This window comes from Enterobacter sp. RHBSTW-00975, from assembly GCF_013615235.1.
Classification (GTDB): domain Bacteria; phylum Pseudomonadota; class Gammaproteobacteria; order Enterobacterales; family Enterobacteriaceae; genus Enterobacter; species Enterobacter ludwigii.
The window spans coordinates 2,158,843-2,172,753 of record NZ_CP055883.1; the positions used below are offsets into that span (position 1 = coordinate 2,158,843).

Annotated in this window: 19 protein-coding genes; 13 read left to right on the top strand and 6 right to left on the bottom strand. The window is 56.6% G+C overall.

All coding sequences use genetic code 11. The features are described 5' to 3' along the window. Positions 1 to 25 precede the first annotated feature (25 nt). The gene (locus HV340_RS10460; protein WP_181216509.1) at positions 26 to 961 is read right to left on the bottom strand and encodes a LysR family transcriptional regulator; all 936 of its coding nucleotides are present in this window, start codon (positions 959 to 961) and stop codon (positions 26 to 28) included. A gap of 99 nt (positions 962 to 1,060) precedes the next feature. Between HV340_RS10460 and HV340_RS10465 the strand changes: the two genes are divergently transcribed. From HV340_RS10465 to HV340_RS10475, 3 genes are all read left to right on the top strand, one after another. Beyond that, complete coding sequence (locus HV340_RS10465; RefSeq protein WP_181216510.1) at positions 1,061 to 2,173, top strand: alkene reductase; 1,113 nt, start codon at positions 1,061 to 1,063, stop codon at positions 2,171 to 2,173. Continuing rightward, on the top strand, positions 2,170 to 2,892 hold the full coding sequence (locus HV340_RS10470; protein WP_181216511.1) for an SDR family oxidoreductase: 723 nt from the start codon (positions 2,170 to 2,172) through the stop codon (positions 2,890 to 2,892). The genes HV340_RS10465 and HV340_RS10470 overlap by 4 nt, the downstream gene beginning before the upstream one ends. Before the next feature lie 73 nt (positions 2,893 to 2,965). Then, the gene (locus tag HV340_RS10475; protein WP_025204268.1) at positions 2,966 to 3,505 is read left to right on the top strand and encodes an ester cyclase; all 540 of its coding nucleotides are present in this window, start codon (positions 2,966 to 2,968) and stop codon (positions 3,503 to 3,505) included. Between the two features lie 111 nt (positions 3,506 to 3,616). Here the strand turns inward: HV340_RS10475 and HV340_RS10480 are convergent, their stop codons facing one another. Then, entirely contained in the window at positions 3,617 to 4,084 is a 468-nt protein-coding gene (locus HV340_RS10480) for a DUF1348 family protein (RefSeq protein WP_014169951.1), read from the bottom strand. A 103-nt stretch (positions 4,085 to 4,187) separates the two neighbouring features. Between HV340_RS10480 and HV340_RS10485 the strand changes: the two genes are divergently transcribed. Further along, complete coding sequence (locus HV340_RS10485; RefSeq protein ID WP_068794601.1) at positions 4,188 to 4,772, top strand: TetR/AcrR family transcriptional regulator; 585 nt, start codon at positions 4,188 to 4,190, stop codon at positions 4,770 to 4,772. An 87-nt stretch (positions 4,773 to 4,859) separates the two neighbouring features. On the opposite strand, the gene HV340_RS10490 is transcribed toward HV340_RS10485, so the two are convergent. Continuing rightward, positions 4,860 to 5,630 (bottom strand): hypothetical protein, encoded by a 771-nt coding sequence (locus HV340_RS10490; protein WP_014169953.1) that lies wholly within the window; start codon positions 5,628 to 5,630, stop codon positions 4,860 to 4,862. Between the two features lies 1 nt (position 5,631). Further along, a complete protein-coding gene (locus HV340_RS10495) occupies positions 5,632 to 5,829 on the bottom strand; it encodes a hypothetical protein (protein WP_008502331.1) in 198 nt (65 codons plus the stop codon). 263 nt (positions 5,830 to 6,092) lie between these two features. On the opposite strand from HV340_RS10495, the gene HV340_RS10500 reads away from it, so the two are divergent. Genes HV340_RS10500 through HV340_RS10535 form a run of 8 tightly spaced genes read left to right on the top strand, consistent with a single transcriptional unit; the run spans position 6,093 to position 11,967 of the window. Then, on the top strand, positions 6,093 to 6,527 hold the full coding sequence (locus HV340_RS10500) for a nuclear transport factor 2 family protein (protein ID WP_014169955.1): 435 nt from the start codon (positions 6,093 to 6,095) through the stop codon (positions 6,525 to 6,527). Next, positions 6,524 to 7,243, top strand: a complete 720-nt coding sequence (locus HV340_RS10505) for an SDR family NAD(P)-dependent oxidoreductase (protein ID WP_068794602.1) — start codon at positions 6,524 to 6,526, stop codon at positions 7,241 to 7,243. The genes HV340_RS10500 and HV340_RS10505 overlap by 4 nt, the downstream gene beginning before the upstream one ends. Then, on the top strand, positions 7,240 to 8,499 hold the full coding sequence (locus HV340_RS10510; protein ID WP_181216512.1) for an FAD-dependent oxidoreductase: 1,260 nt from the start codon (positions 7,240 to 7,242) through the stop codon (positions 8,497 to 8,499). The genes HV340_RS10505 and HV340_RS10510 overlap by 4 nt, the downstream gene beginning before the upstream one ends. 1 nt (position 8,500) lies before the next feature. Next, the gene (locus HV340_RS10515; protein WP_181216513.1) at positions 8,501 to 9,223 is read left to right on the top strand and encodes a DUF1365 domain-containing protein; all 723 of its coding nucleotides are present in this window, start codon (positions 8,501 to 8,503) and stop codon (positions 9,221 to 9,223) included. After that, positions 9,220 to 10,440 carry a cyclopropane-fatty-acyl-phospholipid synthase family protein gene (locus HV340_RS10520; protein WP_181216514.1) on the top strand — a complete coding sequence of 407 codons (1,221 nt, stop codon included), beginning with the start codon at positions 9,220 to 9,222 and terminating at the stop codon, positions 10,438 to 10,440. The genes HV340_RS10515 and HV340_RS10520 overlap by 4 nt, the downstream gene beginning before the upstream one ends. Continuing rightward, positions 10,437 to 10,922 carry a DUF2878 domain-containing protein gene (locus HV340_RS10525; protein ID WP_014169960.1) on the top strand — a complete coding sequence of 162 codons (486 nt, stop codon included), beginning with the start codon at positions 10,437 to 10,439 and terminating at the stop codon, positions 10,920 to 10,922. The genes HV340_RS10520 and HV340_RS10525 overlap by 4 nt, the downstream gene beginning before the upstream one ends. Beyond that, entirely contained in the window at positions 10,919 to 11,443 is a 525-nt protein-coding gene (locus HV340_RS10530) for a hypothetical protein (protein WP_032681072.1), read from the top strand. The genes HV340_RS10525 and HV340_RS10530 overlap by 4 nt, the downstream gene beginning before the upstream one ends. Continuing rightward, complete coding sequence (locus HV340_RS10535; protein WP_181216515.1) at positions 11,440 to 11,967, top strand: DUF3833 domain-containing protein; 528 nt, start codon at positions 11,440 to 11,442, stop codon at positions 11,965 to 11,967. The genes HV340_RS10530 and HV340_RS10535 overlap by 4 nt, the downstream gene beginning before the upstream one ends. 2 nt (positions 11,968 to 11,969) lie before the next feature. On the opposite strand, the gene HV340_RS10540 is transcribed toward HV340_RS10535, so the two are convergent. Continuing rightward, positions 11,970 to 12,440, bottom strand: coding sequence for a DMT family transporter (locus HV340_RS10540; protein WP_032681070.1), 471 nt, complete (start codon positions 12,438 to 12,440; stop codon positions 11,970 to 11,972). 4 nt (positions 12,441 to 12,444) lie between these two features. Continuing rightward, the gene (locus HV340_RS10545) at positions 12,445 to 12,879 is read right to left on the bottom strand and encodes a DMT family transporter (RefSeq protein WP_032682002.1); all 435 of its coding nucleotides are present in this window, start codon (positions 12,877 to 12,879) and stop codon (positions 12,445 to 12,447) included. 99 nt (positions 12,880 to 12,978) lie between these two features. Between HV340_RS10545 and HV340_RS10550 the strand changes: the two genes are divergently transcribed. Next, positions 12,979 to 13,911 carry a LysR family transcriptional regulator gene (locus HV340_RS10550; RefSeq protein WP_181216516.1) on the top strand — a complete coding sequence of 311 codons (933 nt, stop codon included), beginning with the start codon at positions 12,979 to 12,981 and terminating at the stop codon, positions 13,909 to 13,911.

Genomic DNA, 13,911 nt, shown 5'->3' on the forward strand with positions numbered 1-13,911 from the left:
GGGCCGTTTAACGCAACCGGTGGCTTCACGACGTCATCAGCTCACCGCGTTCAGTCTTTTTAAGCCAGTCGATAAAAAATTGGCTAAATGCGGTGACCTGAAGCGGCTGGAGTTTCCGTTGCGGGTAGACAAACTGTAGCCCGACATCTTTGCGATCAAACCGGCTAAAGCCGGTGAAGCTCCCGGCAAGCAACACTTTCAGCCTACCTTTCTCGACATCGTCCTTCACGTCCCACCACGATTTGCCCGCAATGCCAGCCCCGTCGAGGGCCCACTGACGAAGCAGCGCCCCGTCATCACAGACCATGGCAGGCTCTACGCGAACGACGCGCTCTTTCCCCTCAACCTCAAACCGCCATTCATTCATCACCACCCCTTGCGACTCCAGCGCCAGACAGCGGTGGTCCGTCAGCGCGTCACAGGAGGCAGGGATACCCAGGTCGTCAAGATACGCTGCTGACGCGACCAGCACCCGGTGATTGGGACGGATATTTCTGACCACCAGGCTGCTGTCTGGCAGGTTGCCGAAGCGAATGCTCATATCCAGCCGGTTAGCGACCAGATCCTCTACGTGTTCTCTTAAGTAAATGAAAAATTTGATTTCCGGATGCAGGCGGGAAAATGCCATGACGGCGGGGCTGAGATACTGCCTGCCAAAGTCAGAGGGGGCGGAAAGACGAATGTTGCCGCTGAGCACGCCCTCTTTTTGTGCCAGTAACGACTCGGCATGATGCATCTCTTCCAGCACGCGCAGTGCCGCATGGTAAAACTCTTCACCCGCCCGGGTGAGGGAGATAGCCCGCGTGGAACGGTGAAACAGGCGCGTCTGGTAGCGTTCTTCAATCGCTTTGAGGCGGGCGGTCATGGTGGCCGGGGAAAGTGACAGGCGGCGGCCAGCGGCGGAAAGCCCGCCAGCCTCGGCCACTTCAACCAGCAGCGCCATATCTTCGAATTTACCCATTATTCATATTTACCGAAAAGTGCATCTGATTTTAGTGTAATTATCAAGATCAGATGCCGCCTGTAAAGTGATTTCATCGTAACCACAAGGGACGTCCAGATGAACCAGACCTCACTTTTTGAACGCTACAGGTTAGGGGATCTCAACCTGAAAAATCGCATCGTCATGGCACCCATGACCCGTGCCCGCGCTCTTCAGCCGGGAAATATTCCCTCGACGCTGATGGCTGAATATTACCGACAGCGGGCCAGCGCGGGCTTAATCATCACCGAAGCCACGCAGATCTCGCCTCAGGGCCAGGGCTATTCATGGACTCCGGGGATCCATACGCCAGAGCAGGTTGCGGGGTGGCAACTCACTACCGGCGCGGTCCATCAGGCGGGAGGGGTGATTTTTTCCCAACTCTGGCACGTGGGGCGGATGTCTCATGCCCGTTTTCACGAAGACGGACTGCCCGTCGCGCCCTCCGCGCTGGCACCCGATGCGAAAGTATGGGTGGTGAATGAACATGGCGAAGGTCAAATGGTTGACTGCCCGACGCCACGCGTGCTGTCGCGAAAAGAGATCGCGCGCGTCGTCGAACAGTACCGACAGGCGGCGCTCAATGCCGTTCAGGCCGGGTTTGATGGCGTGGAGGTGCACGGCGGAAACGGCTATCTGATTGATCAGTTCCTGAGATCCACGTCAAACATCCGCACGGATGAGTATGGCGGCAGTCTCGTGAACCGGATCCGCTTCGCGCAGGAGGTGCTCGATGCCATTGCGCAGGCCATTGGCGCTGAGCGCACCGGTATCCGGCTTTCGCCGTTTATTACACAGCGGGGAATGAACGATCCGCAGGTCATCGAAGCCATTCTCACCCTCGCGGCCTGGTGCCAGCAACGAGGCATTGCGTTTATTCACCTGGCGGAAGCCGACTGGGATGATGCGCCACAGGTTCCGGAAAGTTTCCGCAAAAAACTGCGTGAAACATTCCGTGGCACCCTGATCGTGGCAGGAAATTATACCCCCGAAAAGGCGGAAAAAATCCTCGCAGCAGGGTATGCCGATTTGATTGCGTTTGGACGCCCGTTTATTGCCAACCCCGATTTACCACAGCGGCTGGCGCATCACTGGCCGCTGAATGACGTCAGCGATCCCGCCACGCTCTTTGGTGGTACAGCGGTGGGGTATACCGATTACCCCACTTACAACCTGTGTGAGGAAAAATGATGACCCGTAAAACGTTAATTATTGGCGGCGCGTCCGGTATTGGTTTTGCTGTAGCCCGTGCCCTGGCAGCACGCGGCGACGCCATTATTCTCGCGGGACGCAATAAAGAGAAACTGAACGCTGCCCGCGCGCGGCTCAGTCCATCTCCCGCCTCTGTTGAGACCCTCGTCCTCGATATTAGCAATGAAGCAGAGGTGATCGCGTTAAGCGAAACGCTGGGTGAGGTCGACAATATTATTGTCACGGCCGGCTCTCAGGCACCGGGAGGGCCGCTTTCCAGCCTCGACCCTGGCGCGGCGAGACTGGCTTTTGATACCAAATTTTGGGGCAGCATGCATGTCGCCAGGTATCTGAGCGGGAATATTTCGCCCCGCGGTACGCTGACGCTGACCAGCGGATTTGTTGCACGCCGCGTGGTAGCCGGTGCCATAGTCAAAACCACCATGAACGCCGCCATCGAGGCGGCAACAAAAGTGCTGGCAAAAGAACTTTCACCGCGTCGCGTAAACGTCATCAGCCCGGGTCTGACCGATACCGAAGCCCACGCCGGGATGGATGCGGCTGCGCGGGAAAAAATGCTGACTGTTGCAGCACAGACGTTGCCCGCTAAAGCGTGGGGACGAGCGGAAGACGTTGCTCAGGGCTATCTCTTTGCCATCGATAATGCCTTTGTTACGGGCTCGGTGATTGATATTGAGGGCGGGGCATTAATTAACTGACCCCGCGTTGATCCGAATTGATTCCGGCAGTGAACATGCTGGCGGAAAACGTAATCACAGGTTGTAAGCGTTTATGCAATATTCAACATATGCACGTCCAGCTGTGCTGGCGTTAATTCTGGCTGGCGTATCCGGCGTGGCTTATTCGGCCCAGAGCGACCGGGTGAAACCGAATCTTCTTATCGTGGATAACACGCTGTCGCAAACGCAATTAACGGCGAGCGAACATGCGGCCGTTACGTATGCCACGTTCTGGGATACCGGCAAAGAGTCTCTGGCGCGGGAAGCGCTGGCGGTTAATTTTGTGGATAAAACCCCACCGGAAGGCCGTAAACAGGGGCCAGAGGGCGCCATTATGGCCTCGAGGGCATTTCGCACCGCGGTGCCGGATTTACGCTGCGAGGTGGAACAAATGATCGTTACGGGTAATCGTGTCGTGTCCCATTTGCATTTCCACGGTCATTTCAGCGGGACATTTGGCAAAATAAAAGGGCAGGGTCAGACCGTGGATTTTATCGCGACGGATATCTATGAGATCGGCAACGGTAAAATAGTGTCCAACTGGCATATTGAAGATAACCTGACGCTGATGAAACAGTTGGGTGTGATTTAAATAATAGTCTGCCTCTTTTTCATGGTGTAAAAGATAAGCCCGCCCGGGTAACCGCAAGGTTACCCGGAGCGTATAACCCCCCGTAATGGCGAAGCATGATCCTGACGAAACCTACAGCCCCAGGTCGCTCAGTGAAGGGTGGTCATCAGGACGTCTGCCCAGCGGCCAGTGAAACAGGCGCTCAGACGCTTTTATCGGCATATCGTTGATGCAGGCGAAGCGGCGCTTCATCAGTCCATCCGGCTCGAATTCCCAGTTTTCATTACCGTAAGAGCGATACCAGTTGCCTGAATCATCATGCCATTCATAGGCATAGCGCACGGCGATACGGTTTTCCGTAAATGCCCACAGCTCTTTGATCAGACGATAATCCAGCTCTTTTTTCCATTTGCGCTCCAGGAATGCCTGCGCTTCCTGACGGTTAGTGGCAAACTCCGCGCGGTTTCGCCACTGGGTATCGAGCGAATAGGCAAGTGCGATTTTGGCCGGGTCGCGACTGTTCCAGCCATCTTCTGCCAGTCTGACTTTTTCGATGGCACTTTCACGCGTAAAAGGCGGTAAAGGGGGGCGTGTGTTCATTTCGGCTACCTCTGGTTGGTATTAGGTAGACAGGTCTGTCTACTGGTGTTAATCTAGGCCTGTAAATTAACGCTGTCAACCTGTCAATTGAGGCCGTCGATCTGTGAACAGAGTCAACTTGAATAACGATAAAACAATCAGTGTGAGGGAAAAAATATTGCTTACCGCGCACGATCTGTTTTATTCCAGCGGATTTAAAGCAACGGGCGTGGATACCATTATCAAGCAGGCTAAAGTCACGAAAGTGACGTTTTATCGCCATTTTCCGGGAAAAAGTTTACTGATTGTTGCCTATCTCCACTATCGACACGAAATATGGATTGACTGGTTTGAAAGCACGCTGCGTCGACATCTTGCTGCGGGTAAAACCCCGGCCAGTGCATTATCTGACACGCTGTATGAATGGTTTATTTCGGCGTTATTCCATGGGTGCGCCTTTATTAATGCCAGTGCAGAAGCAAAATCTGAAGAAAATGAAGGCGAAATAAAAGATATTTGCCGCAATCATAAAACCGAAACAAAGGCAAAAATAGCGTCCCTGACCGGCATAACCGATGAGAAAACCGTTAATGAAATCATGATGCTGATCGACGGTGCGATTATTCATGCGCAAATGGGGATCGCAGCGGATGAGGTCATAAGCTCATTGAAAAAGGGAGTAGAACGGCTGACAGAAAACGCCGCCTGACCCGGGGCACGATCGGCCGTCGACGAAATACGCTTAGCATGGAAGGGCTGGCGCTGAGCCTGGCAGGTAAATGCCAGGCTCCTGCCTTTAGTCATCATCTTCTGCCCGTTCCGCCAGCGCCAGCGAGCTGGCACTGGCCGGATCAAACAGGGAAATACTCTCGATCTGATTCAGCATGATCACCTTTCTGAAGTCCATTGCGCTTCCGGGTTCTGAATCCAGAGTAATGTCGTGGCGGGCATACCATTTGCTGTAATTATTTTCGATGCAAATCCGCATTGTCTTTTCATCGCGATAGCCGCTTAGCATGGGGATCAGCACGATATTGGCGGTTTTTTCATACTCGAGCGTTGCGGTGTGGATCATGCCGACATAAATCCGTCTCGAGCGCAGCGTCACCTGCGCCAGCTCCCCTTGCTCCATACACTGATACAGCAGTTGTTCGATACCGCTCGACTGCGCGAGACGTTTGTAGAGCTTCTTCCTGCCTTCACCGTCCAGCCTGGCGCTGCCTGCCCAGTTAGAACGATAAAGACAAAACAGGATGGCGAAGGCCAGCATGACGACAACCGGTGCCTGAATACCTAAAAAGCTCCAGTTCATAAAATCTATTTGCCAGTCGGCATAGGTCTGCGCCGTGAAGTGGAAGGTGTTGTCGGCGGCAGAAAGTGCATAGAGCAACAGCCAGAGCAGCCCCGTGGCGATCACCCCTTGCAGGACGAAGATACAGCCATACAGGGCAACGAGAAAATAGACATCCCAGCCGAAAGATCGCTTGATTTTAAAACGGGTCGACAGGTCACGGCTGGTGTACCAGTAGCCACAGACCATCAGCACCATAAAGATAGCCGTTCCCATATCAGGCCCTCTTCAGCGCGTTAACATGACGCAGGAAATCCTGTCGCACCTCGTTGCTCTTGTAGTTCACCGAGGCGTTCCCGTCCTGGTCGATGATGATGCGATCGCCATCCTCCACGGCTTCGATAATTTCCTGCTGGCTCATCACCTGGAGCAATGATTCCGGACTGGAGAAAAGTGACAGAAAGAAACGTTTCATCGCGGGGTTTCCTCATCCTTATGATTAAAAAGGATAAGTCTGGAAGAAGAAGGGGAAATTCGCCTTAAGGTAAAACTGAAAAGCAAAACGGGAAACAGGTGCGTCAGAAAATGCTCTGAAAAAAGCATCGGCAACACAGGTGTAACTTTTTGAAAAATAATATAAATAAAAAATAGTTTTACACAAACTTGGACAAATAACGTTAATTGTGTAAGTTTTAATTATGCGATTACGCCACGTTGTTTACCGCCAGGATGTGACCCATGAGCACTTTGCCCTCTGTCGTGAGTCGGTTTGTTGAGTACTACACCGCACTGGATAGCCAGCCGCCCTCAGCGCTGGTCGGGCTTTATCATTCGGATGCCACGCTTATCGATCCGTTCGGCGAGCATGACGGGATTTTCGCGCTCCAGCGCTATTTCACCCATTTGCTGGCCAATGTAGAAAATTGCCGTTTTACCATTGATCCTCCGCTGTTCGGTGACCGCCGTTTCGTTGTCACGTGGATTATGCACTGGTCGCATCCGCGCATTGCCGGAGGCGAGCCGCTCGACCTGCCGGGATGTTCGGTGGTGGAGACCGAACATGGGTTGATTACTCGCCAGCGTGACTATTACGACGCTGGAGAGATGATCTACGAACACCTTCCGCTGCTCGGTTGGGCAGTGCGCGGCGTGAAGCGGAGGGTGAACGCATGAGCACGGTTCTGATTACCGGAGCAAGCTCGGGCATCGGCGCCGGGCTGGCGAAATCCTTCGCTGCTGACGGCCACACGGTTATCGCCTGCGGGCGCGATCCGGCGCGTCTGGACGCCCTGCATCAGCACAGCCCCACTATCACGGTTCGCCTGTTCGATATGACAGACAGGGACGCCTGTCGCCAGGCGCTGACGGGCTGCTATGCCGACCTGGTTATTCTCTGCGCCGGTACCTGCGAATACCTTGAGCAGGGCGTGGTGGATGCAGCGCTGGTAGAGCGGGTGATGACCACCAATTTCCTCGGGCCGGTGAACTGTCTGGCCGCGTTACAGCCGCAGCTGGTTTCAGGCAACCGCGTGGTGCTGGTCAGCTCCATGGCGCACTGGCTGACGTTCCCGCGCGCAGAGGCTTACGGCGCGTCCAAAGCGGCGTTGAGCTGGTTTGCCGACAGTCTGCGGCTCGACTGGGAGCCGAAAGGGGTCGCCGTGACGGTGGTATTCCCGGGCTTCGTTGATACGCCGCTGACGCGAAAAAATGACTTTGCCATGCCGGGCAGGGTGAGCGTTGAGGAGGCCGTGCAGGCCATTCGGGCCGGGCTGGCCAAAGGGAAAATGCAAATTGCGTTTCCGGTGGGGTTTGGCCTTATTTTGCGGTTGCTCTCAGGGCTTCCCGCATTTCTTCAGCGCACACTGCTGCGCAGGATGGTGCGTTCATGAAGATTGCCATTATCGGCAGCGGCATCGCCGGGTTGACCTGTGCCTGGCGACTTGCCGGTCATCATGAGGTGACGCTGTTCGAAGCGGGGGCCACTCCCGGCGGGCATACCGCGACGGTTGACGTGCCGACGCCACAGGGCACTTTCGCCATCGATACCGGTTTTATCGTCTACAACGACCGTACCTACCCGCGATTTATGGGCCTGCTGAGCGAGCTGGGTATCAGTGGGCAAAAGACGCAGATGAGCTTTTCGGTGCATAACCCGCAAACCGGGCTGGAATACAACGGACACACCCTGACCTCGTTATTTGCCCAGCGACGAAACCTGGTGAACCCGTCGTTCTGGCGGCTGCTCGGGGAGATTGTCCGCTTTAATCGCCTGGCGAAACAGGCGCTGGAGAGCGAGCCAGACCCGCACGCGACGCTGCAGACGTTTCTGGACAGGCACCGCTTTACGCCGTTTTTCGCACGTCACTACATTCTGCCGATGGGGGCAGCCATCTGGTCATCGTCGTTGCAGGAGATGAAACGTTTTCCGTTGCCGCTCTTTTTGCGTTTCTTTGACAATCACGGCCTGCTGGATGTGACGCATCGTCCGCAGTGGTACGTCGTGCCCGGAGGTTCGCGGGAATACATCCGCGCCATGCTGGATAAACTCGGTGACCGCCTGACGCTGCACCTCAACGCCCCGGTGCAGCGGGTGATTCGTCAGCAGAATGGGGTAACGATCCAGCTCGACAACGCGAGCCACAGCGTTGATCAGGTGATTTTTGCCTGTCACTCCGGGCAGGCGCTGGCGATGCTTGACGCGCCGAGCGCGGCTGAGCAGGACGTGCTGGGCTATATCGGCTGGCAGCGTAATGAGGTGGTGCTTCACAGCGATCCGCGCTGGCTACCGGTACGTCAGCGTGCTTGGGCGAGCTGGAACTACCGTCTGAGCCAGCAGGATCAGGCCAGCGCCTGCGTCACCTACAACATGAATATTTTGCAGGGGTTGCCTGCGGGTAGCCCGCTGTTCTGCGTCACCCTTAATCCGGACATCCCCGTGGATGAACGCTTTGTTATGAAACGCTTTGTCTATGAACACCCGCTGTTTAACCCCAAAAGCTGGCGTGCACAGGCGCGTCGCGGTGAGATTAACGGCCACCAGCGTAGCTGGTTCTGCGGCGCTTACTGGTACAACGGCTTTCATGAAGATGGCGTGCGCAGTGCGCTGGACGTGGTGAATGCGATAGCCGTCGGGGAGGGGAACTGAAATGAACAGCTGCCTCTATCACGGTGTATTACGCCATCGTCGCTTCCGGCCGAAAGCGCACCAGTTCCGCTACAGCGTCTTTATGGCCTGGCTCGATCTTGATGAGCTGGAGACGTTGCCCGCGGTCGGGGTCCGTCGCAATCGTGTTGCCGCCGCTTCGTTCCATGATGCGGATTATCCGCTGGGCACGCCGCTTAAAGAGAACGTCCTCACCAGGCTTGAAAGCCTGACCGGAGAACGGCCGCAGGGGCGGGTTATGCTCCTGACGCAGCTGCGCTACTTCGGATTCCATTTTAATCCGATCAACTTTTACTACTGCTATGACCGGGCGGAGACGCTGCGCTGGGTGCTGGCGGAAGTTCGCAATACCCCGTGGAATGAGCGTCATTACTACGCGGTGAATGGGCAGGATGCGCGTCCCACAGAAAAAGCGTTTCATGTTTCCCCTTTTAACCCGATGGACATGGTTTACCACTGGCGCTTTAACCCGCCTGACGACTCGTTGCATATGCACATTGAAAACCATCAGGAAGCGAAGGTGTTTGACGCCACGCTGGCGCTACGCCGGGAGCCGCTTACCCGGGCGGCACTGCGGTCGCTGCTGCTGCGCATTCCACTGATGACCCTCAAAACCGTTTTCGCTATTTACTGGCAGGCGCTGCGGCTGTGGCTCAAGCGCGTGCCGTTGTATAACCATCCCGTCAGCAGGAGTGAACGCTCATGACCGATCCCGTCTTTGCGCTTGAACCCGATATCCCGCGCAACGTCCGCATCGCGCGCTGGCTGCTGTTTCGTCTGTTAAGCGGTATCCGCGGCGGCTCGCTGACCCTGCGTGAGGGTGCGCAGACGTTCCATTTCGGCGAGACATCCGCTGCGCTGCATGCGGACGTTCAGATCCTGAGCCCGGGCGTGTACTGGCGTGTCTTAACGGGGGGCAGCCTCGCCGCCGCTGAGGCCTGGATGGATGGCGAATGGGAAACCACACAGCTCACGCCATTGCTTGAGATCCTGGCGCTTAACGGGCAGGTGCTTGGCCGGCTGGAAAAGGGATTTCGCCTGTTCAGCAGGCCGCTTGAACGGCTTCGTCACTGGACGCGGCGAAACTCACGCGCCCAGGCCCGCGAAAATATTGCCGCGCATTACGATCTGGGTAACACCTTCTATGCCCATTTTCTGGACAACGAGTTGCTTTACTCCAGTGCGCTGTTCACCGCAGATGAGCAGGATCTCACGACGGCTCAACAGGCCAAAATGGCTCGCCTGTGCGATCAGCTGGCGCTGAACGCCAATGATCACCTGCTGGAAATTGGCACCGGCTGGGGCGCGATGGCGGAATATGCCGCCCGTCATTATGGCTGTCGGGTGACCACCACGACGCTGTCGCAGGAGCAGTATCTCTGGGCGAAAGAACGGATTGTCCGCGCCGGGTTGCAGGATCGCGTTGAGGTACTGCTGTGCGATTACCGCGACCTCACCGGAGAGTACGACAAGCTGGTCTCGATAGAGATGATTGAGGCCGTGGGGCAGCGCTATCTGCCAACCTTCTTCCGCACCTGTCAGGCCAGGCTGCGACCGGGAGGTCGTATGGCAATACAGGCCATCACCATTCAGGACCAGCGCTATCGCGACTACAGCAAAAACGTCGATTTTATCCAGCGCTACATTTTTCCCGGCGGTTTTTTACCAAGCATCACCGCCATGAATGAGCTTATGACGCGCCACACCGATTTCGTGATGCGCAATCTCTTTGATATGGGGCCCGACTATGCCCGCACGCTGGCTCTCTGGCGCCAGCGCTTCGTGCATGCATGGCAGGAGATTGAAAAGCTTGGGTTCGATGAGCGGTTTCGTCGGATGTGGCTGTACTACCTCGGCTACTGCGAAGCCGGGTTTAACGCCCGCACCATCAGCGTGGTGCAACTGACCGCCGAGCGCGTATGAAACATTATTTGCAGGTCTTTCTGCTGGCTATCGCGTTCGATTTTTACTGGGCGCTGGTGGTGCTCTTTCGCGAGCAGGGCCTGATTATCTGGATCGTGCTGGCGGTTGTGGCCTGCCTGCTGTTGCCGTCCGCGTACCGACTTTACGCCATTGCGCTGGCCGCGGCAGGGAGCCTGCTGGATACGCTCTGGGCGTTGACGGGCCTGCTTGCGTTTACGGGTGAGTCACTGATGCCGCTGTGGATGGTGGCACTGTGGCTGATGTTCGCCACCGTCTGGACTCAGCTGACGCGCACAACAACATTACCCGGCTGGCTGCTGACCCTGCTGGCAACCGTGGGCGGGCCTGTCGCCTATCTGATTGGCGAACGGCTTGGCGCCATTACTTTTCTGGAGCCGACCTTTATTGTCATCAGTTGGATGGCACCGGGCTGGCTGGTTTTGATGCTGTTTTTCCATCTGCTGGTGGGGAGACAAAAATGAGAGCTGCGGCACTGCTTCTCTTACTGATAATCCTGTCCCCCGTGGCTCAGGCTGCCGACTGGCTGACCTGGCGCAAGGTCGGTGACGCCACGCTGACCTGGGGGCCGTTCACCGTCTATACCTCACAGCTTCGCACGCCGGAGGGGCGTTACAGCGGGGAGAGCGGGGATCGGGCGTTGATCATCACTTACGCGCGTGAAATCGACCGTGACGACCTGGTTGAGGCAACGCGCGATCAGTGGCAGGCGCAGGGGATCCTCGAGCAGGAGCCCCAAAGCGAAGCCTGGCTGCGTATGCTCCAGTCGCTCTGGCCCGATGTCGGGCCGGGTAGCCAGCTGGCGTTTGTGGTCACCGACAGGCAGGGGCAGTTCTGGTACCGCGCTTCGGCGGCGCAGAAAAACTTTATTCCACTGGGACCACGTCAGTCCGCCGCGTTCAGTACGCGCTTTCTGGCAATCTGGCTCAGTCCCCGCACGCAATATCCCGCGCTGCGTCAGCAGCTGACAGGAGGACAACAATGAAACGTATACTGGTCATCACGCTGGCGGTAACGATGCTGCTGGCCGGCTGCAGTACAGAGGTGACGGAATACCGTCAGCAGCAGCCGAAGCTGGATATCTTCCGCTATTTTCAGGGGAAAACCGAAGCGTGGGGCATGGTGCAGGATCGCAGCGGTAAACAGTTGCGCCGGTTTCACGTTGAGATTGCCGGGGACGTTATCGGCGATACGCTGACGCTCAATGAACATTTCGTCTATGACGACGGCGAAAAGCAGCAGCGGGTATGGCATATCCGACGGATGGGGGGCGATCGCTACGAAGGCACGGCAGGGGATATCGAAGGGGTGGCGACCGGGCAGGCGGCGGGAAACGCCTTCAACTGGCATTACAGCATGCAGGTGAAAGCCAATGGCAGCACATGGCTGCTGCACTTTGACGACTGGATGTACCTGCAGGATGAAACCCATCTGTTCAATAAAACAGAGCTGAAGAAACTGGGCGTCACCGTCGCCACGGTGACGCTGTTCTTTACCCGCAAGGCGTGACGTTACTCGCTCCCGGGCGCCGGTTCGGCTGGGGTTTTGCTGCTGAGGTAGATGAAGATCAGCGCAATGGCCAGGCAGACGATGGCCCCGAGACGGCTCAGCGAAAACGGAATGACGGCGTTACCCAGCCAGCCAAAGCTGTCAATCAACATGCTCATGGTGAGCTGGCCGAAGATCACCGCGACCGTGGCGACGGCGGTACCGATACGTTGTACCGCCAGTACCATTATCACAATGTAGGGCACGCCGAACAGGGCACCGAGCAGCTGCCATTTGGGCACGTCCATCAGGGTAACGGCCTGTTTGGGTTCAAAGAAGAAGATCAGCAGGGCGGTGACCAGCGCACCAACGGAAAACGTCAGAAACGCGCTTTTAAAGACGCCCACGCTGCTTCCCAGCTGTCCGTTGATGGCGGCCTGGATGCTCAGCGTCGCACCGCCACACACTGCCAACATAATCATAATCAGTGTCATTTTGTTACCCCTGTGCAACCAGAATCAGCGCGGCAATGATGAAAAGCAGCGCGATGATGCGTTTACCGTTAATCTTTCTGGGCGTGGTGCCCAGCAACCCATAGTGGTCAATAATAAGACTCTTAAAGACCTGACCTGCCAGAATGCCAATCATCGTCAGGGCAATGCCGATGGCCGGCGTGGCGAGGGTCAAAATGACGACGTAAACGGGCCCGAGTACGCCGCCGAGCAGTTGCCATGCGGGCTGCGCGAAAAACGACGGGCTGTTACGCGGGCTGAAAAACAGCATCAGCAGAAACGTCAGCGCGGCACCTGTACCGAAAATACTGAACGTGGCCCATAAATCGCCGACTTCCCCACCCAGTGGCCCCAGCAAGCCAGCCTCTACGGAGAGGCCCATGCCGCCGAGAATAACCAGTAAAATTAACATCCATTGCATATTCATTATCTCTACGTTCTGAAGGCGAAACAGACTAGCCCTGAACATCGATGAGAAAAATGCCATAATGCAGGAAACACCTTTGCAGGAAATGCACTAATGGTTGATGCCGGAAATATGAATATCCGCTCGCTGCGGGTTTTTATTGCGGTTTACGAAGCGCAAAACTTTTCTGTGGTCGCCCGGCGGGAGGGGATGTCTGCTTCGCAGGTTTCACGCGTTATCCATCAGCTTGAGGATGCGCTCGGCCAGCAGCTTTTCTATCGTAATACCCGGGCGGTGATCCCAACGGAAAGCGGCCACCTTTTTATCCGCTACGCCAGAGCGATGGTGGAAAGCCTGGAGGAGGCGCGTCGGGAGCTGGATGAGCGTTCGACGGAGCCTTCCGGCACGCTGCGCATAAATGGCCCGGTGTACTTTGGGCAGCGACACGTTGCCCCTGGCCTGCCTGCACTGGCGGCGCGGTATCCCCGGCTGAATATAGAGCTGACGCTGACCGATGACTTTATCGACCCGCACAAAGATGCCGCCGACGTTATCTTTCGCATCGGCATGCTGACGGATTCAACCTTTCACGCGCGGGTTTTTGGCCAGCAGCGTTACCATCTGGCCGCGTCGCCGGACTATTTGCGAAAACACGGTGTGCCAGACGGGCCGGATGACCTCAGTCGTCACCGGTGCCTGGTCTACCGCGGGTCGTCAGGTCCCAATCGCTGGCTGGTGCGAGGTCAGGGGGACGCCTGGGTGCATTACCCCGTGGTGCCGCTGATGACCTCCAATAATGCGGAGTCGCTGCTCATTGCCGCGCTGGGCGGGATGGGGATCGTGCTGTTTCCGGACTGGTTGATTGGCGACAGACTGCAGAAGGGGGAACTGGTCGCACTCCTCGCGGAACGGGAGTGCGCCATAAATACCGAGCCGCTGAACATTGCGGCGATCTATCCTCACGCCCGTCATCCGCCCCTGAACGTCAGGGCGGTGATTGATCATTACGTGGCGCGTTTCGGCACCCCGCCTTACTGGCAGACGTAG